This is a genomic window from Rudaea sp. 3F27F6, from assembly GCF_005503555.1.
In the GTDB taxonomy this organism is placed as follows: Bacteria; Pseudomonadota; Gammaproteobacteria; order Xanthomonadales; family Rhodanobacteraceae; genus Rudaea.
This window is the reverse complement of the sequence record NZ_SCNG01000002.1, coordinates 1,119,727-1,143,834: the sequence shown is the minus strand read 5'-3', so window position 1 is coordinate 1,143,834 and position 24,108 is coordinate 1,119,727. Positions and strand designations below refer to the sequence as shown.

The window sequence follows — 24,108 nt, the reverse complement described above, 5'->3', positions numbered from 1 at the left end:
GTTCCGTGCGGTCCGCCAGTGCTGATTTCTTCCGTTCTTCATGGTGACGCGAGTCCGCAATACAGGCCGTGTCCAGCGGCACCTGCGTCTAGTTACTAAGTCGAGCAAGCATTCGAGAAGAGGGAACCTGCTGGCTCTTGGAATGCCATAAATATTCCAGATGCCGGTAGGTTCCCGTTCTTGAAAAATCTCCAGCTCAAAATTCGACGGATACCGCTAGTCGACGCAATCGAGTCGGTTGGAGATCGGGCTTAATCAGGCCGGCAGAGAGGCCGCGCCATCACGTGATGATTCCTGCGCTTGGGTATCTCAGCGACGTCTTGCCGAACTGCGAAGGATTCAAAGCGGTTGTAGCTCGCGGTGCGGCTCGCCTACGCGTCCAGCCGCTGCGCCGACGATCGGATCCGTAAGTTGCTTGCACGTGGGATCGCGGCGGTCGCGCGCAATGTCTGACAATACATCGAGATAGCTGCCGGAGCGGGGCGACTTTCCCTTGCCCGCAAAGCGGTATTGGAATCTCCGTCAGCAGGTGCGGTCGGACGGCGGCGGCAGAAATAGGCCACCGCCATCGACGAGTTCAAACGGACGATCGGGGCGGCTTGGCATTGATTGCTGATGCTGGCGTTGGTCAGCAGCCCTGAAGCCACCCCAGCAACGATGCCCCATTAGCTACCTCCGAAAAATCTCGGATGTCAGCGGGTGGGGTGGCCTGCTTAAGATGCAACATGCATGAAAATGCCCACTGTTATGCGGGCTTCGAGACATCCTGCGATGTCGATGAATTTGATTGCGGTGCCGGCGGAGGGATCCGACGCGAGCCATTTCGCATCGATCTATCGGATCCGAACGGATTGCCTGTCTGCTTCCTCAAATTCTCATACGTCACTGGGCTAAGTTCGCAAGCAGTGTATGAAGCCACTGCCATGCAGTCGGCCCATACGTCAGAGCCTTGCTCACACCTTCTTTTGCAATCGCTTCTAGTGACTTCTCCCCGGCCTTCTCAAGGGCCTTGCGCATCAGAGATTTCTCCTTCTCAGGGGCATCTGACTCTTCAACTCGTCGAAGCAAAAGTTCGCGCAGGGTCTCGGCATGCAGCTTGACCGTGACAACGCCAAGAATCGCCCCCAAGCCACCGTCATCTGCAAGGAAGTCGAGTCCTCTGGCGGTGATCCTGGCGCCTCCAACGTGCTTCGGCGTATCGGTGGATTCGATCCAGTGAACTGCGATCAGTCCGTGTTCTTCAAGATAGGCCGCAACTGGCGCAGCAATATGAGGTTCATCGACGGCGAGCGCGTAGTGCCATTCCGGGTAAAGACCCTTAAGCAGATTCATCGCGTCAAGCTGCGCTTGTCGATCAAGAGCTTCTTTCATTTAGATTCCCCGAGTCTTAGGCAATCCAGTCCCATCATCGCCTCAACCATGCGCTCGCTCCGAGTAGTCGAGGAAAAGCCACCGTACAGCGACGCCGCCAGGGCATTCATCGAACTGAGCGAAGAGCTTTCCATCAAGCCACGCGCTCCAGGTTTTGTCGGTGCCACTGGGAGCGATCCTGAGTTGATCAATGGCTGTTTTGTCGCCGCGCATGCCGGCAGTGTAGCGGGGCCGGTCGCACCGCATGCGACAACCGATAAAAGACGGAGCCGCGAATAGAAGACAAAAGCGCGCGAGCGGAAAACGCTGGGGACCTTGTCTATTCCGGCTCAAACAGGTTCCACTTCGCCCGGTTTTCCCGCTGAGTTACGACGCGCAAATTGGTCTCGACATGCAGCCCAGATACGAGCTTCCCCTGTAGCGGAATGATATGGTCTACCTCGTGCGGAATGCCGGTTCGGCTCGTTAGGCTAGCAGCCTTGCGATAGATGGCTGCTATGGCATCTTTGTCGGCCCAAGCGACGCAACGATTCAGCTTTGCTGCGCGCCGCTTGGCGTTTCTCGGCTTCGCCTTTTCTTTATAACGCTCTTGATAGGCGACAGCACGACGCTTGCGCTTCCATTCCTTCTCGACAGCTCTCAATTGGCTGGGAGATTTGAAGTGGTTAGGGAATCTCCCGGCGGCAAGAATGACGCTTCCCAAGAGGTCGCCTCATCAAAATTGCAGAACGAAATCGTGACTGCGGAACGAGGGGCGTCCGCGAGAAGTACTGTAAGTACTGGTGCGGTGGAGGGAATCGAAATATTCCAAAAATCCCTTGTCTTATGCGATCTTTATCAAGAAATGATTAGGAGTTACCCCCAAATTTACCCCCAGACGGCGGTGCTTTCCTCAAGCTCTTACCGACTATTCGATAACCCTCCAAAAAAGACTTGGCTCTCCTTTTAGTCGTCAGTAAGGATATTAATATTGCGAGCCCCTGGTCGCGGCGCTGAGCGAAGATTTGGGGCGCGGCGGCGGGCGCCAGGGTGGTTTACCTGTGCAGCATGGACATGGCTGTGTCGAGCCAACGCTAAACAGACAAGTCTGGCCAGAAGCTAGGCTTGTGTGTCAGAACTCCCAACCGCTTAGCCTTTACTTTTCGACAATGCAATGCTCACCTTTCGCAATTCGCTGCTCAACAATTGAATATTCTCCAGGTATTCGGTGCACTCGCGACATCTGAACATTCGGGATGTTCACTTCGTGCAACGAATAGTAGTGCAGTCTTGGGATCACCGACTTTCCTCGGTTCACCAACTCGCAAGAAACATCCTCACCTGAAGATTCACCAATGTAAAGTCCAAGTAGTAAAGCAAGCGCATCTGTGCCTGAGGCGGTGTGATCATCAAAAACTCGGCGGAGCTGGCGGCCCAATTCGGATTCGTTTGTTTCCGTGTCCTCGGACGACACCTTTATATGAGCGTTCAACACGGCCGCTACTAACGCTAGCGAAGCTGTTGAAGGTGCTCGCTCAATCTTTTCAGCATTCGCCGGGATCGCACATCCCAGTAGGGAAATGCCGACAAGAAGTAAGCTCAACATTGCTGCCAGCGAAGAGATTTTATTTAGCATAAGAGTCATGGCTGTACGGTGACTGTATTGTGCCCTTCTTCCAGGGCCATATCTTGATTGTACTCATCCCGATCTCGATTGGCCGTATTGATACAACCGTGGCTTTGCATTCCATCTCTGCCATGCATGTTTGTGCCGGCATTTGGCCTCAGATTCCGGCGCCCACCGCCGGGTGCTGTTGGTGGGCCAATCGTATAGCTACCTGCTGGCGCGGGGCCGTGATTGGGTACATCCTGACACTGCGGATTGTTCTGGCAATCGAGATGATTGGGATCAGTGCTGTTGCCAGATGCCCAATTTGAACCATGAAAAATAGGATGCTCTGCCCGGCCCGTCGTGCAGTCCACCGAGTGATCAGCGATAGAGTAGGTGAAGTGATAAAAATCTACCGGGTCAAAACAAATAGGTGGATTGCTGCCCACATAGGCGAATGTGTTGCCCACATACAGCTCAGCTGGATCAGAAGAGACGCAGCTTTCCGCGCCGGAGTCGCAGCAACGCTCATGGTTGTAATTCAGCCCAACCTCTGCATCGCAGCACTGGTCAACTAAAGCAGAAGTTAATTAGATGCCAAACTGAGACACCAACCGCCAGCAGTCGTATTTAATGGGAAATGTCGCAAAACTTACTTTACCCATCTTCCAGAAATGAATAAATCTCTGGTTGTGATCAAATATATAACCATTCGCTCCGTCGCTTTTTGTTATGTTCAAATAGGCATCATTTTTATCAAAATAGCATTTACTGACTGATATCAATTCCCCATCTTTCACAACCCCCACAACTGGTAGTTGAGAAATTGGCTCCCCAGCGCGTCCATATATATTTATTTCTTTGTTCGATTTTAAAATCCAATCGCTTCCTGATATATACAAAAAAATAGAGAAAATAAAGAGGATTGAAAAAAGCGAGGCGATAATTTTCATGACACTACCTAGAGGAAGGTCTGCTAACGCCGCCTGTTGGGTTTCGATGAATTCAGTAATGGTCGAGAAACTGAAATCCAAAGAAACATTCCAAAAATTGCCCCCGCAGAACAACAAACTAAAATCACAAAAAATATCCTACCCAGCGATAATATTTTTTCTAGATAACTAAAATAGGATGCCAAAATCGACCCCGGCACTCCTAGGTATAGAATGCCAACAGCCACATTCCCTTTGAATGTTCTAAACATCCAATTGGAAAGTCCCATTTTTTTGATATCAGTGAGCATAGTGAGAAACCATTACTGCGCTTCCTCATGGACAAGGATCAAAGTTTGGATTATATGGAATCATCGGATAATTGGGGGCATCGCCAATACTTACCCCCGAAAAATAGGGGATATCAATGGACGAGGGTGGATTGCTTCGGACGAGGCAGACAAGAAAAAGCCCGCTGTTATGCGGGCTTTGGGACATCCTGGGATGTCGATGAATTTGATTGTGGTGCCGGTGGAGGGAATCGAACCCACACTCTGTTGCCAGAAACGGATTTTGAGTCCGTCGCGTCTACCAATTCCGCCACACCGGCATCGATGAGGGGCCGCAGTATAGATCAATTGCAAAGTGCGGCCAAGGGCGGCTGCTTTCCGGGCTGTGTCTCAGCAAGCAAATGCACGGACAAAAGGCGGCGCTGACTGGGCTCGTCGGCTAGGTGCGGCGAGTCGCGCCCGCACAAAGCGTCAATGCATCGCATCCAGGGAGAGCACGCGCCGATCGCGGCTGTACCAGTCGCCGTCGAGCGGGCGGAACACCGAGCATTGCGTCATCGGCCCGCGGTAGATGTGCAGGGTGACGGCGAGCGAGTCGGCGCTCGGGTTGCGGATCGTGTGGTATTCGTGCGGCGGGATCAGGCTGCCGGCCGAGCCGGGGCCGACGTTCATCGTGCCGCGCGATTCGAAGCGGTAGCGCTCGCCTTCCTGCTCGACGAGTTCGTACGGCGTGATCTCGAGCGAACCGTGCCAGACGCCTTCGACGCACCACATGCCGGCGTGGTCGTGCACGAGGGTGCCCTGGCCGGGGCCCCAGGTCATCGCGATCACGGCGTAGCCGAATTCTTCACTGCGGTAGAGTTCGCGGCGCGCGTAGTGATCCTTCACCTCTTCAAAGATGCAGCGCGGCAGCTTCACCGACGGATCGCGGATCAGCTCGCACAAGGTGTTGCGCAGCGCGTTGGCGATATCGGCTTCGCGATCGTGGTCGACGGCGCGGTCGAGGCGGCTGACGAGGTGTTCGGAGCCAGGAAAATCTAAGGCAAGCATGGGCGCTCTTTTCTGCGAGGGGCGGGCGGCGGCCCGCTTGGGAGTTTTGCGATCGCGGCGACCGCAAAATGCCGAAATGGTTATATAGATATAACTGATTCTACAGCGTCCGCTCCAGCTTCGCGAGGAATCCCGCGATGGCGGTGCCGAAGCGCGCAATGTCGACGAGGAACGCGTCGTGGCCCTGCGGCGAGTCGAGGGCGACGAAATCGACTTCGGCACCGGCCGTGCGCAAGCCGTTGGCGATTTCCTCCTGCTGGGTCAGCGGGAACAGGATGTCGGTCGATACGCCGATCACCAGGGCCCGCTCGACGTCGATCTTCTTGAGCGCCGCGGCGACGTTGCCATGGCTGCGAACGTCGCCCGCGTGCTCGCCGATGTCGAACCAGTCGCTCGCGCGCGACAGGTACAGGTAGCAGTTCGGATCGAAGCTGCGTACGAAGCGCTTGGCATGTCCTTCGAGGTACGACTCGACCTGGAACTCGACCGCGAACGGCTCGTCGTCGCGCTGGTCGGAGTCGAGACGGATGCGCGCGAAGCGGCCGACCCATTCCATCGCCGAACGGTAGGTGATGACGCCGAGCTTGCGTGCGATCGACATGCCGGTTTCGGGATAGTGCGCGTCGTCGTACTCGCCGAGCTTGAAGTTCGGGTCGAGCCGGATCGCTTCGCGCTGCAGCGAACGGATCGCGATCGCAAACGGCTGCGCCTGTGGCGCGGTCGAGATGCTGATGTGGGTGCGTGCGCTGCCGCGGTGCTGGACCAGATAGCCGAGCGCGCTCATGCCGCCCATCGAATTGCCGATCAGGCAGGCGAGTTTTTCGATACCCAATCCGCGCACCAACTCGAACGCCGAATTGCCGACGTCTTCGAGGGTCAGCTCGGGGAAATCGAGTTTGTATACTTTTCCCGTCTGCGGATCGACGCTGGCCGGTCCGGTCGAGCCTTTGCAACTGCCGAGAGAGTTGACGCAGATCACGAACCAGCGATTCGTATCGATGTACTTGCCTGGGCCGAGCATTTCTTCCCACCAGCCCGGCGAGGGATCGGCTGCGTTTGTCGCGGCGTGTGCGCCGGGCGAGAGGCCGGTGAGGACCAGGATCGCATTGTCGCGTGCGGCGCTGAGCGCGCCCCAGGTTTCGTAGGCCAACTGCGCGCCGACGAGTTCGCCGCCGCGGCGCATCGGAAACGGTGAGGGCAGGGGGAAGTACTGGCGGGCGTCGGACATGCGTGCGCGGTCGAATGGATGGGGGAATGGTGCCGGTCGGCGGTTCGGATTTTACCCATGCGCAGGTGCAAAGGCGCGAAATACGAGCTATCGCTCTCCGCTTTGCGCCTGCACGCGAAACTCAGTCGGACGCGAGCCGCATGCGACTTCGCGCCGCCGAGATCAGGGAACCACTTGATCGATCGTCAGCTCGACCGGCTCGCCGCGCGTATTGGGCAGCGGGGCCGACAGTGTCTGCAGATCGCCGCTCTGCGCGATCGCCTGGCCCGACTTCGAGATGCGCGCGCCGATAATAATTTGTGGAAAAGTGGATAATTTCATCTGCGGCATCATGCTCATCGCATCGGTGAGGACGACGCTGGCCGGCAACTGCGCGGCGGTGAGTTTGGCGATCGCGAGCGGCATCGGCGGCCCGCTTGCAGCCTTGGCGAAGACGAACAGAGTGTCGCCGGGCGCGACCTTGTCTTTCAGTTTGGGGTCGAGCGCCACTTTCACCGAGATATGCGGCCCCGAAGTATTTTCCTGCTTGTCGTCGGCGGCTTTCGGGGCGGTTGGACTCGAACCTGCCACAGCAGGCGCAGGCATCGGTTTGCCATCACGCAGCGCCTGCGCCTGGGCGATCTGCTCGCGTATCGAAGTCGCCACGTCCGAGTCGGGCGGCAGCAGCGGCAGCAACGTGTTCCACTTCGCGATCGCGTCGTCGTACTTGCCCGCCTGCGAGTCGGCGATGCCGGCAAGCCACAGGCCTTTCTGGTTCTGCGGGTTCGCCTTGATCGCTTGCTCGATCAAGGCCAAGGCTTCGCCCTGGATGCGCCGGTCCGTGCCGGCGAGCACGATTGCCTCGGCGTAGTCGACGGCGATGTCGCCGTCGTCCGGCGCGAGGTCGTGCGCGTGCTTGAGCGCATCGCGCGCCTGGGCGAAGCGCTGCGTCGATTTGTAAGCACGGCCAAGCAGGGTCCAACCTTCGGCGTTGCTCGGGTCTTGTTTCATTTTCTCCGCGAGTTGGGCGATCGCCGCGTCGATGTTGCCGGCATGGCCTTCGCCTTCTTCGCCCGCGCGGGCGATCAGATTGGCCGGATCGAGCGCGGCGGGTGCGCCGAGTTCGCGGTAGAGCAGGATCGCCGCTGCCGGCAGCAGCAACGCCACGGCGAGCGCGGAGTAGAACGCGGATTGTGTGCGCGTCGCCGTTGTCGGCGCCGATGCGAGCAGTTCCTCGCCGAGCGCGGCGCGCTTCGCCGCGTACTCTTCGGCGGTGAGAATGCCGTCGGCCTTCGCCGTTTCGAGCGCTTTGAGCTTGCGCCGGGTCTCGTCCGCCGCGTCGGTCGCAGCACGGCCGCGCAGCAGCGGCACGAGCACGAAGGCGAGCGCCGCCACGAGCATCAGTGCGGCGAAGAAAAGGAAAGCGGTCGTCACCAGTCGTCGTCCCCGGATTGGGCGGTATTGGAATTCTGTGTTGCAGCTTCGCCGGCCGCCGCGCGCGCGCGGCGGCGCAGAATGCGCAGCACGGCGACCGCGCCGAGCGCGACGAGCAGGAACGGCGCGAACCAGAGCAGGTAGGTGCCTGGCTTCACCGGCGGGTCGTAGAGCACGAAGTCGTTGTAGCGCGCGACGAGGAATTCTTTGATCTGCGCATCGCTCTTGCCTTCGCGCATCAGGTCGAACACCTGCTTGCGCAAATCCTTGGCGAGGTCGGCGTCGGAATCGGCGAGATTCTGGTTCTGGCACACCAGGCAGCGCAGTTCGCGCGTGAGGTTCTGGTAGCGCACTTCCTCGGCGCGGTCCTTGAACGGCAGCGGGTCGATCGCGTAGGCGGCAGGCGCGAGCAGGCCGACGCAGAGGATCGCCGCGGCGAGGACGCGCAGAGCGCGACTCACGGTTTGGCCTGCGGCAGTTTGGCGAGCTGCGGCTTCAGTTCGCTCGCGATCAGTTCCGGCGTCAACATGCCGATGCGCTTGTAGCGGATCGTGCCCTGCGCGTCGACGAGAAACGTCTCCGGTGCGCCGTAAACGCCGAACTCGATGCCGGCGCGGCCGTCGGCGTCGCTGACGATCGTATCGTAGGGATTGCCGAACTGTTCGAGCCAGCGTTTCGAGTCCTCGGGCTTATCCTTCCACGCGAGCCCGATCAGCGGCACGCCGAACTGCTTTGCCTCGGCCATCAGCACGGGATGCTCGTACTGGCAGGTCACGCACCAGGAGCCGAACACGTTGACGAGGTAGGGCTTGCCGAGCAGGTCGCGTTTGGAAAGCGTCTTTGTGGAATCGTATAAAAGTGGAAGAGTGAATTCGGGCGCCGGCTTGCCGATCAGCGGCGAGGGCACTTCATTGGATTCGTGATGCGTATTCCACCAGATGCCGAAGCCGAGCAGGGCGACCAGGGCGAAGAATCCGATCAGGGGCAGCAGACGGTTCATGGTTGGAGCGGATTCGCGATGGGCGATGCAGGATTCGGGAACGCGGCCGAAGTGCGGACTTCGTTGCCGCTCCGAGTTTCTGATCGCGGATCACGAACCGCGGCGTGCAAGCGGAAGCGCCGATCCGCCGCAGCGAGGAAACCGCCGAGCATCATCAGGATTCCGCCAAGCCAGATCCAGCGCACGAACGGTTTGACGTAGATACGCACGGCCCAGGCGCCGGTGGCCTGTCCCGAGCCTGTCGAAGGATCGAGCGATTCGCCGAGCGCGACATAGACGTCCTGCAAGAAGCCCGGCCGGATATCGGCTTTGGTCTGTACCGGTGTATTGCCGGAATACTGGCGCTTCTGCGGATTGAGCGTCGCGAGCAACTTGCCGTCGCGCGAAACTTCGATGACGCCTTCGTCGGCGCGGAAATTCGGTCCTTGTGCAGGCGCGACGCCTTTGAAGCGGAAGTCGAGCCCGGCGATGTTCTTGGTTTCGCCCGGCGCCATGCGCACATCGCTTTCCACGCTGGTCGATTCGGTGACCAGCACGCCGGCGAGAAAGATCGCGACGCCGAAATGCGCGGCGATCATGCCGAGCATCTCGGGCGTGTAACGCCGCCCCGACGGCGCTTCGCGCCAGCGCTTGAGCGCATACAGCGCGATGCCCGCGCCGACCCAGAGACTCGCGGCGATGCCGGCGACCGCGCGCAGATGCAGGCCGCCGACGAGCAGCCACGCGGCAAGCGCGCAGACCACCGCGAGTACCAGCGCGGGGACGAGTGTGCGCACGGTTGCGCGCCAGTCGCCCGCGGCCCAGCGGAAGAACGGCCCGAACGGAATCAGCAGTACGACCGGCAGCATCAGCAGCAGGAACATGAAGCCGAAGTAAGGCGGCCCGACCGAAATGCGGCCTACGCCGAGCGCGTCGCCGATCAGCGGATACAGCGTGCCGAGCAGGACCATCGCCGCCGCGCAGGCGAACAGCAGGTTGTTGATCAGCAGCAGGGTTTCGCGCGAGAGCATCTGGAAAGGCTTGCCGCCGGCGACCTTCGGCGCGCGCAGCGCGTAGATCGTCAGCGAGCCGCCGACCACTACAGTGAGGAAGGCGAGGATGAACAGGCCGCGCTTCGGATCGCTCGCGAACGCGTGCACGCTGGTCAGCACGCCCGAACGCACGAGGAAAGTGCCGAGCAGGGAAAGCGAGAACGCGAAGATCGACAGCAGTAGAGTCCAGGCGCGGAACGAGCCGCGCTTCTCGGTCACCGCCTGTGAGTGGATCAGCGCGGTGCCGACGAGCCACGGCATGAACGAAGCGTTCTCGACCGGATCCCAGAACCACCAGCCGCCCCAGCCGAGCACGTAGTAGGCCCACCAGCTGCCGAGCGTGATGCCGAGGGTGAGGAAGGCCCAGGCGACGTTGGTCCACGGCCGCGCCCAGCGCACCCAGGCGACGTCGAGTTCGCCGCCGAGCAGCGCGGCGATCGCGAAGGCGAACGCGACCGAGAAACCGACGTAGCCCATATAGAGCATCGGCGGATGGATGATCAGGCCGGGGTCTTGCAGGATCGGATTGAGGTCGGCGCCGTCGGCCAGGCCCGGGATGTGCCGCGCGAACGGATTCGAGGTGAAGATGGTGAAGGCGAGAAAGCCGACCGCGACGAAACCGAGCACGCCGAGCACGCGCGCGATGAGCGGGTCGGGCAGGCGCCGGCTCAGCGCGGCGACCGCGACCGTCCATATATTGAGGATCAGCACCCAGAGCAGCAGCGAGCCTTCGTGCGCGCCCCAGACGGCGGAGAAACGGTAGTACCACGGCAGCGCGAGGTTCGAGTTCTGCGCGACGTATTTGACCGAGAAGTCCTGGGCGAGAAAGGCATAGGTCAGCACGCCGAACGCGAGCGCGACGAAGACGAACTGGCCCGTGGCGATCGGCCGTGCCGTCGCGATCAGTGCGGCATTGCCGCGCCAGGCGCCGATCAGCGGCAGCGTGCACTGCATGAGTGCGAGCAGCAGGGCGAGGATCAGCGCGAATTGACCGAGTTCGGGAAGCATGCGATGCGGCGGTGTCGGGTTTTTTGCAGGGCGCTAGATTACGCGAGACCCGGCGGGGATGCGAGAAAGCAAACGGCCTTCTCCGCACTGCGGAGAAGGCCGTTGTACGAGTGCGGAGAGGCGGCGGCGGTCAGGCTTTCTTTGCGTGCGCCGAGCACCAGCCCTTGCCTGCGACCGACTTGCCCGGAAACAGCTGGCATGGACCCCAGGCGGCGCTGCCGCCCTGGTAGAAGTTGCAGTTGGCGCAGTCGTCGCCCGCCGCGTAGGTGGGGAATTTCGCCTTGTCGGCCTTGGTCGCGTCTTCGACGTAGCCAAGAGTTTGTGCGGTCGCATCGGTCGGCGCGAGATGCGGCAGGTCGTCTGCGCGCGCCTGACGCGGCAGCACGCTGACGAGCGCCGCGGCGCCGATCGCGGTACCCGCGCCGACGAAGAAGCGGCGGCGGCTCTGATCGGTCGCGGAAACATTCGTTGAATCGGTCTTTTTCATGGTTCACCTTTGCTGGCAATGGAGATGCTGGCTGGATGCGATTCGTTCAGTGCTTTTCCTTCGGCGGCAGCGAGGCGAGCCAGGAGGCGACGGCTTGAATCGAATCGTCGTCGAGTGTACGCGCAACCCCGTGCATGATGAAGTCGTTGCTGCTGTACTGCGGCAGATTGCCGCGGAAATTGTTCAGTCGCGTGACCAGGTACGGCGCGTGCTGGCCGCGCAGCGTCGGATAGGCGGCGTATTGGTTTCCTTGCGCGGCCGGGCCGTTTGCGTCGGCGCCGTGGCAGCCCTGGCACGCCGGAATGCCGCGCGCCAGATCGCCTTCGAGGTAAAGCGTCTCGCCCTTGGCATTGCCCGGCGCTGCTGGCGCCGCCGTGCGCGCCTGCGCAGCGAAGTACGCGGCGACGTTGCGCATATCGGCGTCGCTGAGGCCCGCCGCTTGCGCGGGCATCGGCGAGGCGGCGTAGTAGGGCGCCTTCGGATCGGCGGCCTTGAACTCGGCGAGGCGGTGGTAGAGGTAGTCGGCGCGCTGGCCGGCGAGACTCGGAAACATCGGCACGATGGCGTTGCCGTTCGGCCCGTGACAGGCGGCGCAGACCGCGGCCTTGGCCGCGCCGGCGGCCGCGTCGCCGTGGATCGGCTCGATGCGGCGCAGGTCGACGTAGTCGGCGGCGAATGCGCTCGTACCGGCGCCGCTCAACAGCAGGACCGCGGCCCAGCACAGCGGCGAATGGGAAAGGCGAGTGCGCATCGATCGGATTCTCATCGCGTCGGCCCGGTCACAGTTTCATGTTGACGAGCAGGCCGATCAGGTTCTGCTTGTAGCTCTGCGGCCCCGCATCGGTATACACGCGGTTGCCGACGACGAGGCCCTGATCGAAGCCGAGGTAGTGCCAGTCGTTGATGCGGCCGCGTTCGTAGTAGTCGAACAGGCGCAGCGAAACGCGCTCGCTGAACGGCACGGTCGCGCCGATGGTGATCGAATTGACCCGATAGATCATGTTCGGGAACGCGCCGCCGCCCGGGCCCGGACCTTCGTTGCCGACCAGATGCGCGAGCGCCGTCGGCCCGGCGTAGGTGTAATCGGTTAGGCCGCGCGAGTAGAGGTAGTTCCAGTTCACGTCGAGGCGCACACGGCCGATGTCGTGGTTCAGGGTGAAGCCGCCGTACCAGTCGCGCTGCGCGTCGGTCGCCCACCATTGGCCGTTGAGCGCGTAGTTCGAGCCGCCGAGGGTCGGATCGGCGCCGGTGCCGTTGGCCTGGTCCTGCACGTTCGACAAGCCGAGCCGCGAACGGTCCCAGGCGGCGTAGGCACTGATGCTGCTGCGCGTTGCGAACTGCCATTCCCACTGCACGGTCGCGCCGACGGTGTCGTAGGCTTGGCGGCCGATGCGCGCGTCGTAGCTGTTCCAGTCGCCGCGCACCGAAGCGCTGACGGTCATGTCGTCGCGCGGCATGACCGTCGCCATCACGTCGATCTTGTTCTCGTCGCGGCTCGACATGTCGTACTTGCGCATCGCGTCGACGGTATGCGCCGGTGTGCCGGTGGCCGGCGGCACGTAGCCCGGCATGCTGCTCGACCAGGTGAACTCGTACGGGTCGAAGTTGTAGGTGTTGCCGGTCTGCTTGAGGTAGGTGTAGTTGACGCGCAGGGTCAGCCAGTCGAGGCTGCGGTTGACCCAGGTCAGCTTGACGCTGCTCGCATCGATCTGGCTGCGCTCGCGGTTGCTCGGTTCGTAGCGGTTGTAGTCGAGCGTCGCGCTCAGCGTGTTCTTGTCGCTGAATTTCCAGTCGGCGCCGAAGTTCGCATCGATCGTCTGGATGTCGAGCGGCAGGCTGCGCACGCGGGTCAGCGCGGACGGATCTGTGCGCGGATCCCAGATGCCCGATTCGCCCGGCACGATGCTGCCCTGCGTGCCGTTCTCGCTCGGATAGCCGTACTGGCCGGTCAGCGGGTTGTAGGCGAGGTAGATGTTGCGATAGTCCTGACGGTCGTACTTCACGTCGCCGCGCAGGGTCCACTGCGGCGTCGGCTGCAGCACGATCCGCGCGTCGAACATCGAGGTGTCGATGCGCATGTCCGCGGTCTTGCGCGACAACGCGTCGGTCGTGTTCCACTTGTTGCAGTCGTACAGCATCGGATTCTGCGGGCCGAGCTGGAGATTGCCGAGGCCGATGCCGAACACGCCCTGGCAGTTGATCGGCGCGATCAGCGCATCGTCCTGGCTCATGCGTCCGCCGGAGGCGCTGATCGATATCTCGCCGTTCCACGGAATCTTGCGCGTCGCCGTCGCCTGGAAGTTGTGATAGTTATTGTCGGGTTCGGTCGACATCTGGCCTTGGTACAGCGGCGCGGCGATCGCTCCCGGAATCACCGGCAGGGCGGTGAGCTTGAACGGCGACTGGTAGTTGTACGAGGTGTACTTGTCGCGATAGAACGAGCCGGTGTAACTGAAGTCGAAACGCCACTCGGGCCCGGCGTAGCGCAGGCCGCCGTTGATGTTGATCGTCGAATCGTTGATCGGCTTGATCGTTTCGTTGACGCCGCCGTCGTTCAAATTGAACGGCGGCCCTTCGAACGCGAACGCGAAGAAGAACGGCCCGCCGTAAGGCCGCGTGCCTTTGCGCTGCTCGTCACTCAGGTTGACGTAGGCGGTCCACTCGGGCGTCAAATACGTGCTTGCGGACAACCCTTGCTTCGAGCGCTTAACGCCGAGCGTCATCGTCGGCGCCGCGGCGGAGGCGGCCGCGACCTGAGCCGGCGTGCTGCCGCCAGGTGTCAGACTCGACGGTAGGGTGAGGTTGTTCGTGCCGACGCCGTTCCAGATCGATCTCGCATCGGTCGAAAGAATATTCGGCATGTCGCGGACAAAGGCCTGCACCTTGTAGGCGCCCGCTTTGCCGAACACCGCTTGGTAATACTGGTCTTCGTCGCTGATGCGGCTCGCGCGTACGTCGACGTAGCTGCCGTCGGACGGGCGCTCAAAATGCGCGTCGAGCAGGCTGAGAATCGCTTTGTCGCTGCGCCAGTCGGCGTAGCGGTTCCACGCGGCGACACCCTGATCGCCGGTGCCGATGTAGCCGACCTGGAGCACGCCGTAGTAGAGCCATTCGCCGATTTCGTGGGCGAGCGGCGCCTCGTTCGGGCAGTCGTAGAGATTGCCGGTCGGCGAACGCCGCTGCAGCGGCGCCAGCCAGGTCGTGCCGCGCGCGTCGCAGGCTTCGCTGGCCTGGCCTGCGGTCGGATCGAGTTTGTTGCCACGCCAGGTATCGACGCCGATGCCGCTGTCGGCCCAGGCCGTGGAGAAAAGCATCATCGTCGCCATTCCCGCGAACGCAGGAATCCAGCGATTTTGTTTTTGCTCTTCGCTCAGACGGAAACGAGAGTCGCGCTTTTGTTCCGGGACGCACGAAGAAAGGGCGCTGAATCCCGGCGTAAGCGGGGACGACGGGCGAGGGTGTGCGGAAGTCGACATCGCGCGTTTCTCCCTGTCGTCACTCGTGGAATTTCGAACCGGCCGGCGCGTTCGAGCCGTGGATATTCGCGTGGCAGGTGAGGCAGCCGCGGCCCATGATGCGTTCGTCTGGATTCTTCCCGGTCATCAGCGAGTTCGGCGTATGCAGGTCGTTCGGATGACGCTGCTGCGTATGGCACTGCTGGCACAGGAACGGGATCGGCGCGACGAGCAGGGTGTTCTGGTTCGAGCCGTGCGGCGAGTGGCAGTTGAGGCAGCTCTCACGCACCGGCGCATGCTCGAACAGGAACGGCCCGCGCTTCTCGGCGTGGCACTGATAGCAGGTCTCGTTGACCGTGTTGGTCTTCGCCAGCGGAAAACTCGTCAGCGAGCTGCCGTTCGACAGCGAGCCGTGCGGGTTGTGGCAGTCGTCGCAGCTCATCTGCCCTTCCGGCAGCGGCATGTGCGAGCGGCGGTTGAACTGCAGGCGGATGTCCTTATGGCACTGCGCGCAGGTGTCGTTGATCGACTGCTTGGCCATCGAGCCTTCGACCGAGAACTTCGCCATCGGGTTGTGGCAGTCGCTGCACGACAGGCCGTTGCGCTGGTGCACCGAACCCGACCAGTGGTCGCGCGGGCCGCCCGCATGGCAGGTCAGGCAGGTCTTGGTTTGCACGTCGATCGGCGTGCCGCCGTTCTTCGTGTAGGCGATGATCAGGCCCTTGCCCTGCGGATTCTGCGCATGCGCGGAACCGGCGCCGTGGCAAGTCTCGCAGACCGGGATGCTCGGGTCGGAACGATTCGCCACATGCAGGCCGAGCGCGTGCAGGGTGTGAGTGAAATGATCGGCTTCGAGCTGGTGGCAGGCGACGCAGGTCTTCTCGCCGACGGGTTTCGCCTCGGGTGCCTGCGGATTGTCGGCGACGCGCGCTCTGGCAAAGCCGGGCGCCGGCGCGGGCAGACTCGGATCGATCTGCTTCTCACTGGAAAGATTGGTCGACGGCAGAGACTGTGCGATCTCGCTGCGCCGCTGCTGGGCGAGGCCGGTATTGATCGCGCCGAACACCAGCGCGCAGCTCAACACCGCAGCGAAGACGACGCCGCATCGACGCAAATCCATTGTCACCCTCCTCGAGCTCTTGCGATGGCTGGAGCTTTTATGCCGGCGCCGCAGCGGCGGTTCGCTATTCGCGGACAAGTTTGTCCATTCAGGTAAATTTCCGATAGCGCGTTGTGCAGAAAAGATTGTTCGCCGATCAGAACGATTCTAGACTCGCCGGGCATTGCGCTTGGAACGGAGGTTGCGGGCGATGAACGATCTCAACAATATTTTCTACTTCGCCAAGATCGTCGAACACGGTTCGCTGTCGGCCGCCGCCGACGCGCTCGGCGTAGCCAAGTCGGTGCTGAGCCAGCACCTCACGCGCATGGAGAGCGATCTCGGCGTGCGCCTGATCCAGCGCACCACGCGCAAGTTGCAGATCACCGACATCGGCCGGCGCTACTACGAGCGCTGCCGCGCCGTGCTCGTCGAAGTCGAACGCGCGAGTGGCGTGATCGACGACGTGCGCGAAGTGCCGCGCGGACGCGTACGCGTGACCTGTCCGCTCAATTTCGCCCAGGTGTTCATGGCGCCGCTGCTGGCCGAGTTCATGGCGCGCCACGCCGAAGTCGAAGTCGTGCTCAAGATCAGCAACGACGATATCGACATGATCGCCGAAGGCTACGATCTCGCTCTGCGCATCGTGCCGTGCATCAAGTCGTCGAGCCTGATCGTGCGTTCGTTTACCCTGAGCCGCCATCTGCTCGTGGCAAGCCGCGATTTCGTCCAGCGCCACGGCCGTCCGCGCGTGCCTGCCGATCTGCGCGAGCTGCCGAGTGTCGGCGGTGCGTTGCCGATGGCACCCGGTGGCCGCTATCAGTGGTCGCTGAGCCGCGCGGACGAGACGCAGACCATCACCTATCATCCACGCCTGCTCAGCGAAGACCTGTTCGTGCTCAAGGAAGCTGCGCTGTCGGGCGTCGGCGTGGCCGAGCTGCCGCGCAGCGTCTGCGCCGACGAACTGGCCGACGGGCAGTTCGTCGAACTGCTGCCGCAATGGCAACTGCCCGAGATGAACCTCTATGCCGTGTATCCGTCGCGCAACGGCCTGACCCTCGCCGTGCGCATGCTGATCGACTACCTCACCGCGAATCTGCCGCCCATGGTCGAATCGGTCGCGCACGACAATTCGTTCCGCATGAGCATCGTCTCGCAGTCCGCGCCGGCGAAGAAATTCGGTACCTGAGCAGCAGATGACAAATCTTTAATGGGGACTGACGACAATTGAATTCGGGGTGTTTCCGCCCGATCAGATCAATTCATCGCAATAGTCTGGAGGTTCGAGATGGAATATCGGCGACTGGGTGCATCCGGCTTCACTGTGCCGGCCCTGAGTTTCGGCACGGGCACGTTCGGCGGCAAGGGCGAGCTGTTCGCGGCCTGGGGCAATACCGACGTGAAAGAGGCCAAGCGTCTGATCGACCTCTGTCTCGATCATGGCGTGACCATGTTCGACACCGCCGACGTCTATTCGCGCGGCGCTTCCGAGTCGATCCTCGGCGCAGCGCTCAAAGGCAAGCGCGACCGCGCGATCGTCTCGACCAAGGCGACCTTTCGCTTCGGTGACGAGCCCAATGCGGTCGGTTCGTCGCGCTATCACTTGATCAAGACGGTCGACGAGCAGCTCGTGCGCCTCGGCACCGACTACATCGACCTGTTCCAACTGCACGGTTTCGATGCGCAGACGCCGCTCGAAGAGGTGCTGTCCACGCTCGACGCGCTCGTGCGCGCCGGCAAGATCCGTTACACCGGTGTGTCGAATTTCTCCGGCTGGCATCTGATGAAGTCGCTCGCGGTCGCCGACAAGTACGGCTATCCGCGCTACGTCGCCAACCAGACCTATTACTCGCTGATCGGCCGCGACTACGAATGGGAGCTGATGCCGCTCGGCGTCGATCAGGGCATTGGCGCGGTGGTCTGGAGTCCGCTCGGCTGGGGCCGCCTGACCGGCAAACTGCGCCGCGGCGCCAAGCTGCCGAAGACCAGCCGTCTGCACAAGACCGCCGACTTCGGTCCGCCGGTCGACGACGAATATCTGTTCCGTGTCGTCGATGCGCTCGACGACATCGCCAAGGAAACCGGCAAGTCGATTCCGCAGATCGCGCTCAACTGGCTGCTGCAGCGGCCGACCGTTTCGACCGTGGTCATCGGCGCGCGCAACGAGGAGCAGCTCAAGCAGAATCTCGGCGCGGTCGGCTGGAATCTCAGCAAGGAGCAGGTCGCCAAACTCGACGCGGCGAGCGCGAAGACTTTCGCCTATCCGTACTGGCACCAGCAGGGTTTCGCCGAGCGCAATCCGTTTCCGGTCTAGGACGCGGCGATCGGAAAACAAAAAAACCGGGCGCAAAGCCCGGTTTTGCTTTTTGCGAAGAGCGGCCGTGGACGGCCGCCTTCCGAATCCCGCCATCGCGGACGATGGCAGAGATACGACTCAGTGGGCCGGAGCGGCGGCGGTCGCGTCGCCCTTGAGGCAGGTGCTCATATAGGTCTTGCGCGCATCGCCCTTGAGTTCCTTGGCCTTCGGGTCGGCATTGCAGGCCTTCATCTTTTCCTGCTGCGTCATCGGCTTGGCCGGCTCCGCGGCGGCGGTGGAATCGGCCTTGGCGCAGGTGCTCATGAACGACTTGTATTCGGCACCCTTGAGCCCCTTGGCATGGGCGTCCTTGGCGCAAGCACCGAGCTTCTGCTGCTGCGGAGTGAGCTGCTTGGTGTCGGCCGCGGAAGCGGAACCGGTGGCCAAGACAGCAGCGAAAGCGAAAGCGGCGAACAGTGTGGTTGCGGATTTCATGGCTATCTCCCTTGACGTAGCCGGCCCTATGCCGGATCGGGCGCTAGTCTACGCTTTGCGTGATGACAAGTCGTGGGCGTCATTGCCGGCGGTTTCGCCGCAATTCATCGCGCCGGGTTCGGGGAGACTAGAGAATTTGCCACGGATCAGAGCGGATTAAAAATCGATAACGGCGGATAGAGCGAATGCGAAACGCTCTATCCGCTCCAATCGATCTTTTGATCCGCTTTGATCCGCGGCGAGCGCTTTTTTATGCCGCCGCGTCGACCGACTGGCGCGGACCGTGCAGCAACGCCTGGCGCACGCCTGCGACGACCAGATCGGCTTCGGCCGCCGACACGGCGAAATGCGGGGTGAAGCGCAGCGAATTGACGCCGCCGTGAATCACGCCGACGCCGTGCTCGCGCAGCCATTCCTCGGTGCTGTTCGCGCCGTAGCACTTGAACTGCGGCGCCAGCTCGCACGAGAACAGCAGGCCGGTGCCCTGGACCTTGGTGATGAAGCCCGGCAGTTCCTTCTGCAGTTTCTGCAGCTTTTCCACGAACTCCGCGCCGCGCGCACGCACGTTGGCGCGCAGTGCGGGCGTGATCGCGCCGAGCACCGCGCAGGCGGCGTCGAGTGCACGCGGATTGCCGGTCATCGTATTGCCGTAGATGCCGGTCTTGTACAACGCGGCGGCGCGCTCGTTCACCGCGAGCACGGACAGCGGATACTGGCCGGCGCTGAGCGCCTTCGAGTAGGTTTCCATGTCCGGGGCTTCGAGCTGTTCGAAGCCCGGGTAGTCGACGACCGAGAGCACGCCATGCGCACGTAGGCCGGCCTGGATCGAGTCGACCATGAACAGCGAACCGTGCGCACGCGTCAGTTCGCGCGCCGCGGCGTAGAACTCCGGCGTGACCGCGCGGCCCGGATCGCCTTCGCCCATCACCGGCTCAAGCAGCATCGCCTCGATGAACCAGCCGTTCTTCTCGGCGTCGGCGAACGCGGCGCGCAACTGGTCGACGTTGTACGGCTCGACCGTGATCAGACTCTTTTCGTCGCGGAAGCTGGCGAGATATTGCACGTAAGCCTTGCGCGACGAATCCGAGTACACGGCCGGGCGCTCGGTGCGGCCGTGGAACGCGCCCTTGACCGCGAGGCGCTTGATCGTCTTGCCAGCATGCTTCGCACCCGCGTCGGTGGCGAGCTTGGCGTTGACGTCGGCGATGCGCAGGGCGAGGCCGACCGCTTCGGAGCCGGAGTTGAGGCAAAGGAAGCGCGCGTACGGCGTGGCTCCGCGCGTATGGCCGATTTCCTGCTTGATCGCATTGGCGAAGCGCAATTGGGCGAGGTTCGGCGTCATGATGTTGGCCATCGCTTGCGGCTTGGCCAGCGCATCGAGCACCGCCTGCGGCGTGTGGCCGAGGCCGAGCATGCCGTAGCCGCCGACGTCGTAGATCACCGCGCCCTTGAGGGTGACGATCCACGGGCCGCGCGCGGCGAGGGCGACGTAGGGATTGACCGCGTCGCCGGCGTAGAAATTGACGTAGTCGGCCTGCACGCGGGCGAGCTGCTCGGTTTCGTCGAGCTTGACCAGGTCGGCGAACTCGCTCTTGATCTGGGCGAACAGCGCATGCGCCTCGTCGATCGCGGCGGCGAGATCCTTGTCTTCGCGCAGGAAGCGCTCGATCGTCGCGTCGTCCAGCCCGGGCGTGCGGATGGCGCCGCCTTCGTTGCGCAGTTCGTTGAGTTTGGCGATGGACGACATGGCGATACCTCCGGTTCTTTTAGGAAACGCACACGGCGCCGACAGGCGGCGCCAAGGCTTTCGTGGCTAAAGTATTGAATCTGGAACGAATGATAGTGGCCCGATTTGGTATGGCCGAGGGCCAGTGGTATGGCGACTTTATGGGGCCACTTTGTCTCTGTCGGTTTTGCCGAAGTGTGACCGGTGCGGGCGCAGCGGCGATCGGGTACGGCTGACATTCGTCATGTCCAATTGCTGATGCCCGCGACTGCCTCGCGCGGCGGCCCCGGTGAAGAATTCCCGGCGTCACTCAAGGAGGCTGGCATGAATTCCGATTCTTCGACCGTCGCCCGGCTCAGCAAGGCCGGCAAACGCTACGCTGCGGTCCTGGCGCTCGATGGCATCGATCTCGACGTGCGGCGCGGCGAAGTATTGGCCCTGCTCGGTCCGAACGGCGCGGGCAAGACCACGGCAATCTCGCTGCTCGTCGGCCTGCAGCAGCCCGACAGTGGCAACGCGACCCTGTTCGACGCGGCGCCGCAGTCGCTTGCCGCGCGCCGGCGCATCGGCGCGATGCTGCAGGCGACGTCCCTGCCCGAGACGCTGACGGTCGGCGAACTGATCGAACTGTTCCGCAGCTACTACGCGCGGCCGCGCACGGTGGCCGACATCGTCGCGCTGGCCGGCGTCGGCGACCTGCTCGGACGCCTATACGCGAAACTTTCCGGCGGCCAGCAGCGCCGCGCGCAGTTCGCGCTGGCCTTGTGCGGCCACGCCGAGCTGCTGTTTCTCGACGAGCCGACCACAGGCCTCGACATCGACGCGCGCGAAACGATGTGGCGCGCAATCCGCCGCCTCGTCGGCGAAGGCTGCGCCGTCGTCCTGACCACGCATTATCTGGAAGAGGCGGAGGCTCTGGCCGACCGCGTCGTCGTGATCGCGCACGGGCGCGTCGTCGCCGCGGGCAGCGTCGGCGAGATCCGCGCGCGCGTCGCGCAGAAGCGGATTCGCTGCGTGTCGGCGCTCGCCGGCGACGCGATCGCGAGCTGGCCCGACGTGCGCAGTGTCACGCGCGACGGCGACCGGATCGAAATCGTCACCGACGCGGCCGAGGTGGTCGTGCGCCGCCTGCTCGGCGAGGACGCGACGCTCAGCGAACTCGAAGTGCGGCGCGCCGGCTTGGCCGAAGCGTTCGTCGAAATCACCAGCGAGGCTCAAAAAGAAGCGGCATAGAAATCCGTCCCATCTCCTATCGGGAGATGGTGGCGCGAAGCGCCGGATGAGGGAAAGGCAACGCCGTTCATCGATGTCGTTGCAGCGGGCAAGGCTCTTCCCTCATCCGCCATTCGGGCACCTTCTCCCGATGGGAGAAGGATTTCTCAGCACAGTTCCGACGTAAGCCGACTCAGCCTTGATCCCAATCAAAAACCGGATTCCGAAACCATGAACGCAACCACGATCGACACGCCTGCCGCGAACGACGACTTCAAGCCGTGGCGTGCCTATGTCCTCGAAGCGAAGTGCGAAGTCCTGCGCGCGCTGCGCACGCCGGCGTTTGCGATTCCATCGCTGCTGTTTCCGCCGCTGTTCTATCTGCTGTTCGCGCTGTTGCTCAATCGCGGCAATAGCGGCGCATCGCACTATCTGTTCGCCACCTACAGCATCTTCGGCGTCATGGCGCCGGGCCTGTTCGGCTTCGGCGTGTCGGTCGCGATCGAGCGCGAGCGCGGCTGGCTGGCGTTGAAGCGCGTCGCGCCGATGCCGGCGGGCGCCTATCTCGCCGCGAAGATGCTTATGGCGATGGCGTTTGCGCTGATCATTTACGCGATGCTCGCGACGATGGCGGCGACACTCGGCGGCGTGCGCCTCGATGCCGTGCAATGGCTCGCGCTCGGCCTCATCGTCATGCTCGGCGTGCTGCCGTTCTGCGCGCTCGGCCTGATGATCGGCAGCCGCGTCAACGCCTCGGCGTCGCCGGCGATCATCAACTTCATCTATCTGCCGATGGCGTTTCTGTCGGGCCTGTGGATGCCGTTGACCATGCTGCCGAAGTTCATCGGCGACATCGCGGTCGCATGGCCGCCGTATCATCTCGCCCAGCTTGCGCTTGCGGCGACGGGGGGCGAATATGCCGGCTCGCCGATCGTGCACGCGGCCTACCTCGCCGCGTTCACCGTCATTTGTTTCACGATCGCCAAGCGTTGGCTCGCACGCGCGAACTGAGCAGCCGGCTTCGGAGCATGTCCGTGTCCTCAGCGACGCTCAGGAAAATCTTCACCCCGGCCGATAATTCGCTGCTGAAGCAGTATGCGCTGCGCACGAGCGGCGAAAAAAACGCGTCGCACTGGCTGCCGGCGCTGATGCTGTCGTGGACGTTCTGGCTGTTCTTCGTGCCGATGTTCCAGACCGGCGATTATTTTCGCTCTTGGATGTGGCCGACGCTGGTCACGTATGCCGTCTTTCTCTGGCTCTACTTTCGCATCTATTACCGCGACCGTTCGCAGGCGATCTGGTGCGTGATCGGAATGGCCGTGCTCGGCTTCGCCGTGACGCCGTTCAATCCGGGCGGACAGTCCTACGTGATCTATGCCTGCGCGTACTGGGGATTCGCCACGCGCCTGCGCGGCGCGGTGGTCGGGATGGTTTTGCTGCTTGCGCTGTACAGCTTCGAGTGGCTGATCGTGCTGCGGTTCGAGTGGGTCTATCTGGTCAATGCGATCTGCGTCGGCCTGGCCGTCGGCTTTATGAATTTGAACCTGGCGCGAAAGTATCAGCGCGAGGCCGAGCTGTGGCTCAGCCACGAAGAAGTCCGCCGTCTCGCCAGCACCGCCGAGCGCGAACGCATCGGCCGCGATCTGCACGATCTGCTCGGGCATACGCTGTCGCTGATCACGCTCAAGTCGGAACTCGCGAACAAGCTGTTCGACCGCGACCCGGGCGCGGCGAAGCGCGAGATGGTCGAGGTCGAGCGCGTCGCGCGCGATGCGCTGGCGCAGGTGCGGCGCGCGGTCACCGGCATCCGCGCGGCCGGCATTGCGGCCGAGATCGCGTCGGCCAAGCTCCTGCTCGAATCCAACGCGGTGACCTTCGACTACGCGCTCACCGATGTCGGCATGCCGGTCGAAATCGAAACCGCGCTCGCGATGACGGTGCGCGAGGCGGTGACGAACATCCAGCGCCACGCTTACGCGACGCGCGCGCGTGCCACTCTCGAAACCGCGCAGAACAAGGTCGTGCTGCGCATCGAGGATAACGGCCGCGGCGGCGCGATCGTTCCCGGCAACGGTTTGACCGGTATGCGCGAGCGTCTCGCCGCGGTCGGCGCGCAACTCGGCATCGACTCGCAGCGTGGGCAGGGCACGCGGCTGACCGTGACGGTGGCGTTGCCGCAGGCGGAGCCGCTGGCGATCGTGGCGCGGGAAAAGACGGCGCACAGCGCTGCATGAGTCCTGGCTTTCGTTCTTCGATCGGAACAAGGCGAGGCGTCCGCGCTGCGCGGAGAAAGCGCATTTCCGCTTTGGCCGGCGACCGTGAATCGAAGTGCCTTTCCCTCATGTGCCCTGCAGGCACCTTCTCCCGGCGGGAGAAGGGAAGCTAAGCTCTGCCGAATCCCGAATCCCGAATCCCGAATCCCGAATC

The 24,108-nt window shown here is 62.6% G+C and carries 22 protein-coding genes and 1 tRNA gene; 5 read left to right on the top strand and 18 right to left on the bottom strand.

The window, feature by feature from the left end:
- Window positions 1-882: 882 nt before the first annotated feature.
- The 16 genes from FFS30_RS12830 to FFS30_RS12755 form a co-directional block, all read right to left on the bottom strand.
- Window positions 883-1,371 carry a hypothetical protein gene (locus FFS30_RS12830; protein ID WP_137913518.1) on the bottom strand — a complete coding sequence of 163 codons (489 nt, stop codon included), beginning with the start codon at window positions 1,369-1,371 and terminating at the stop codon, window positions 883-885.
- Window positions 1,372-1,690: 319 nt separating this feature from the next.
- A complete protein-coding gene (locus tag FFS30_RS12825) occupies window positions 1,691-2,074 on the bottom strand; it encodes an HNH endonuclease signature motif containing protein (protein WP_137913517.1) in 384 nt (127 codons plus the stop codon).
- Between the two features lie 432 nt (window positions 2,075-2,506).
- The gene (locus FFS30_RS12820) at window positions 2,507-2,995 is read right to left on the bottom strand and encodes a hypothetical protein (RefSeq protein ID WP_137913516.1); all 489 of its coding nucleotides are present in this window, start codon (window positions 2,993-2,995) and stop codon (window positions 2,507-2,509) included.
- Entirely contained in the window at window positions 2,992-3,429 is a 438-nt protein-coding gene (locus tag FFS30_RS12815) for a DUF2778 domain-containing protein (RefSeq protein WP_137913515.1), read from the bottom strand. The genes FFS30_RS12820 and FFS30_RS12815 overlap by 4 nt, the downstream gene beginning before the upstream one ends.
- A gap of 120 nt (window positions 3,430-3,549) precedes the next feature.
- Window positions 3,550-3,993, bottom strand: coding sequence for a hypothetical protein (locus FFS30_RS12810; protein WP_137913514.1), 444 nt, complete (start codon window positions 3,991-3,993; stop codon window positions 3,550-3,552).
- A 421-nt stretch (window positions 3,994-4,414) separates the two neighbouring features.
- A tRNA-Leu gene (locus tag FFS30_RS12805) sits at window positions 4,415-4,501 on the bottom strand.
- Window positions 4,502-4,652: 151 nt separating this feature from the next.
- A complete protein-coding gene (locus tag FFS30_RS12800) occupies window positions 4,653-5,231 on the bottom strand; it encodes a cysteine dioxygenase family protein (protein WP_137913513.1) in 579 nt (192 codons plus the stop codon).
- A gap of 100 nt (window positions 5,232-5,331) precedes the next feature.
- Complete coding sequence (locus tag FFS30_RS12795) at window positions 5,332-6,459, bottom strand: homoserine O-acetyltransferase (protein WP_137913512.1); 1,128 nt, start codon at window positions 6,457-6,459, stop codon at window positions 5,332-5,334.
- A gap of 162 nt (window positions 6,460-6,621) precedes the next feature.
- Window positions 6,622-7,872 (bottom strand): c-type cytochrome biogenesis protein CcmI, encoded by a 1,251-nt coding sequence (ccmI, locus tag FFS30_RS12790; protein WP_137913511.1) that lies wholly within the window; start codon window positions 7,870-7,872, stop codon window positions 6,622-6,624.
- Window positions 7,869-8,333, bottom strand: coding sequence for a cytochrome c-type biogenesis protein (locus tag FFS30_RS12785; RefSeq protein WP_137913510.1), 465 nt, complete (start codon window positions 8,331-8,333; stop codon window positions 7,869-7,871). The genes ccmI and FFS30_RS12785 overlap by 4 nt, the downstream gene beginning before the upstream one ends.
- A complete protein-coding gene (locus tag FFS30_RS12780; RefSeq protein WP_137913509.1) occupies window positions 8,330-8,872 on the bottom strand; it encodes a DsbE family thiol:disulfide interchange protein in 543 nt (180 codons plus the stop codon). The genes FFS30_RS12785 and FFS30_RS12780 overlap by 4 nt, the downstream gene beginning before the upstream one ends.
- Window positions 8,869-10,911 carry a heme lyase CcmF/NrfE family subunit gene (locus FFS30_RS12775; protein ID WP_249352412.1) on the bottom strand — a complete coding sequence of 681 codons (2,043 nt, stop codon included), beginning with the start codon at window positions 10,909-10,911 and terminating at the stop codon, window positions 8,869-8,871. Before FFS30_RS12775 ends, FFS30_RS12780 begins: the two co-directional genes overlap by 4 nt.
- A gap of 130 nt (window positions 10,912-11,041) precedes the next feature.
- Window positions 11,042-11,398, bottom strand: a complete 357-nt coding sequence (locus tag FFS30_RS12770; RefSeq protein ID WP_137913508.1) for a high-potential iron-sulfur protein — start codon at window positions 11,396-11,398, stop codon at window positions 11,042-11,044.
- Between the two features lie 46 nt (window positions 11,399-11,444).
- The gene (locus tag FFS30_RS12765) at window positions 11,445-12,149 is read right to left on the bottom strand and encodes a c-type cytochrome (protein WP_137913507.1); all 705 of its coding nucleotides are present in this window, start codon (window positions 12,147-12,149) and stop codon (window positions 11,445-11,447) included.
- A 28-nt stretch (window positions 12,150-12,177) separates the two neighbouring features.
- Window positions 12,178-14,715, bottom strand: a complete 2,538-nt coding sequence (locus tag FFS30_RS12760) for an MtrB/PioB family outer membrane beta-barrel protein (RefSeq protein ID WP_137913506.1) — start codon at window positions 14,713-14,715, stop codon at window positions 12,178-12,180.
- Window positions 14,716-14,893: 178 nt separating this feature from the next.
- The gene (locus FFS30_RS12755; protein WP_137913505.1) at window positions 14,894-15,973 is read right to left on the bottom strand and encodes a DmsE family decaheme c-type cytochrome; all 1,080 of its coding nucleotides are present in this window, start codon (window positions 15,971-15,973) and stop codon (window positions 14,894-14,896) included.
- Window positions 15,974-16,163: 190 nt separating this feature from the next.
- Between FFS30_RS12755 and FFS30_RS12750 the strand changes: the two genes are divergently transcribed.
- Window positions 16,164-17,141 carry a LysR substrate-binding domain-containing protein gene (locus tag FFS30_RS12750; RefSeq protein WP_137913504.1) on the top strand — a complete coding sequence of 326 codons (978 nt, stop codon included), beginning with the start codon at window positions 16,164-16,166 and terminating at the stop codon, window positions 17,139-17,141.
- 99 nt (window positions 17,142-17,240) lie between these two features.
- Window positions 17,241-18,266, top strand: coding sequence for an aldo/keto reductase (locus tag FFS30_RS12745; RefSeq protein WP_137913503.1), 1,026 nt, complete (start codon window positions 17,241-17,243; stop codon window positions 18,264-18,266).
- A gap of 120 nt (window positions 18,267-18,386) precedes the next feature.
- On the opposite strand, the gene FFS30_RS12740 is transcribed toward FFS30_RS12745, so the two are convergent.
- Together FFS30_RS12740 and FFS30_RS12735 are read right to left on the bottom strand one after the other, a co-directional pair.
- Complete coding sequence (locus tag FFS30_RS12740) at window positions 18,387-18,743, bottom strand: PsiF family protein (RefSeq protein ID WP_137913502.1); 357 nt, start codon at window positions 18,741-18,743, stop codon at window positions 18,387-18,389.
- Window positions 18,744-18,993: 250 nt separating this feature from the next.
- Complete coding sequence (locus FFS30_RS12735; protein ID WP_137913501.1) at window positions 18,994-20,490, bottom strand: aminotransferase class III-fold pyridoxal phosphate-dependent enzyme; 1,497 nt, start codon at window positions 20,488-20,490, stop codon at window positions 18,994-18,996.
- 303 nt (window positions 20,491-20,793) lie between these two features.
- Between FFS30_RS12735 and FFS30_RS12730 the strand changes: the two genes are divergently transcribed.
- The 3 genes from FFS30_RS12730 (at window position 20,794) to FFS30_RS12720 (ending at window position 23,915) form a co-directional block, all read left to right on the top strand.
- Complete coding sequence (locus tag FFS30_RS12730; RefSeq protein ID WP_137913500.1) at window positions 20,794-21,702, top strand: ABC transporter ATP-binding protein; 909 nt, start codon at window positions 20,794-20,796, stop codon at window positions 21,700-21,702.
- 210 nt (window positions 21,703-21,912) lie between these two features.
- Window positions 21,913-22,692: an ABC transporter permease gene (locus FFS30_RS12725; protein ID WP_249352410.1), complete on the top strand. Its 780-nt coding sequence runs from the start codon at window positions 21,913-21,915 to the stop codon at window positions 22,690-22,692.
- Window positions 22,693-22,715: 23 nt separating this feature from the next.
- Window positions 22,716-23,915 (top strand): sensor histidine kinase, encoded by a 1,200-nt coding sequence (locus FFS30_RS12720; protein WP_249352408.1) that lies wholly within the window; start codon window positions 22,716-22,718, stop codon window positions 23,913-23,915.
- Window positions 23,916-24,108 lie beyond the last annotated feature (193 nt).

What these genes read in the sequence shown, in the direction of transcription:
- FFS30_RS12830 (WP_137913518.1), bottom strand. Translation starts at nt 1,371, where the DNA reads ATGAAAGAAGCTCTTGATCGACAAGCGCAGCTTGACGCGATGAATCTG.
- FFS30_RS12820 (WP_137913516.1), bottom strand. Translation starts at nt 2,995, where the DNA reads ATGACTCTTATGCTAAATAAAATCTCTTCGCTGGCAGCAATGTTGAGC.
- FFS30_RS12800 (WP_137913513.1), bottom strand. Translation starts at nt 5,231, where the DNA reads ATGCTTGCCTTAGATTTTCCTGGCTCCGAACACCTCGTCAGCCGCCTC.
- FFS30_RS12795 (WP_137913512.1), bottom strand. Translation starts at nt 6,459, where the DNA reads ATGTCCGACGCCCGCCAGTACTTCCCCCTGCCCTCACCGTTTCCGATG.
- FFS30_RS12780 (WP_137913509.1), bottom strand. Translation starts at nt 8,872, where the DNA reads ATGAACCGTCTGCTGCCCCTGATCGGATTCTTCGCCCTGGTCGCCCTG.
- FFS30_RS12775 (WP_249352412.1), bottom strand. Translation starts at nt 10,911, where the DNA reads ATGCTTCCCGAACTCGGTCAATTCGCGCTGATCCTCGCCCTGCTGCTC.
- FFS30_RS12770 (WP_137913508.1), bottom strand. Translation starts at nt 11,398, where the DNA reads ATGAAAAAGACCGATTCAACGAATGTTTCCGCGACCGATCAGAGCCGC.
- FFS30_RS12765 (WP_137913507.1), bottom strand. Translation starts at nt 12,149, where the DNA reads ATGCGCACTCGCCTTTCCCATTCGCCGCTGTGCTGGGCCGCGGTCCTG.
- FFS30_RS12760 (WP_137913506.1), bottom strand. Translation starts at nt 14,715, where the DNA reads ATGATGCTTTTCTCCACGGCCTGGGCCGACAGCGGCATCGGCGTCGAT.
- FFS30_RS12755 (WP_137913505.1), bottom strand. Translation starts at nt 15,973, where the DNA reads ATGGATTTGCGTCGATGCGGCGTCGTCTTCGCTGCGGTGTTGAGCTGC.
- FFS30_RS12750 (WP_137913504.1), top strand. Translation starts at nt 16,164, where the DNA reads ATGAACGATCTCAACAATATTTTCTACTTCGCCAAGATCGTCGAACAC.
- FFS30_RS12745 (WP_137913503.1), top strand. Translation starts at nt 17,241, where the DNA reads ATGGAATATCGGCGACTGGGTGCATCCGGCTTCACTGTGCCGGCCCTG.
- FFS30_RS12740 (WP_137913502.1), bottom strand. Translation starts at nt 18,743, where the DNA reads ATGAAATCCGCAACCACACTGTTCGCCGCTTTCGCTTTCGCTGCTGTC.
- FFS30_RS12735 (WP_137913501.1), bottom strand. Translation starts at nt 20,490, where the DNA reads ATGTCGTCCATCGCCAAACTCAACGAACTGCGCAACGAAGGCGGCGCC.
- FFS30_RS12730 (WP_137913500.1), top strand. Translation starts at nt 20,794, where the DNA reads ATGAATTCCGATTCTTCGACCGTCGCCCGGCTCAGCAAGGCCGGCAAA.
- FFS30_RS12725 (WP_249352410.1), top strand. Translation starts at nt 21,913, where the DNA reads ATGAACGCAACCACGATCGACACGCCTGCCGCGAACGACGACTTCAAG.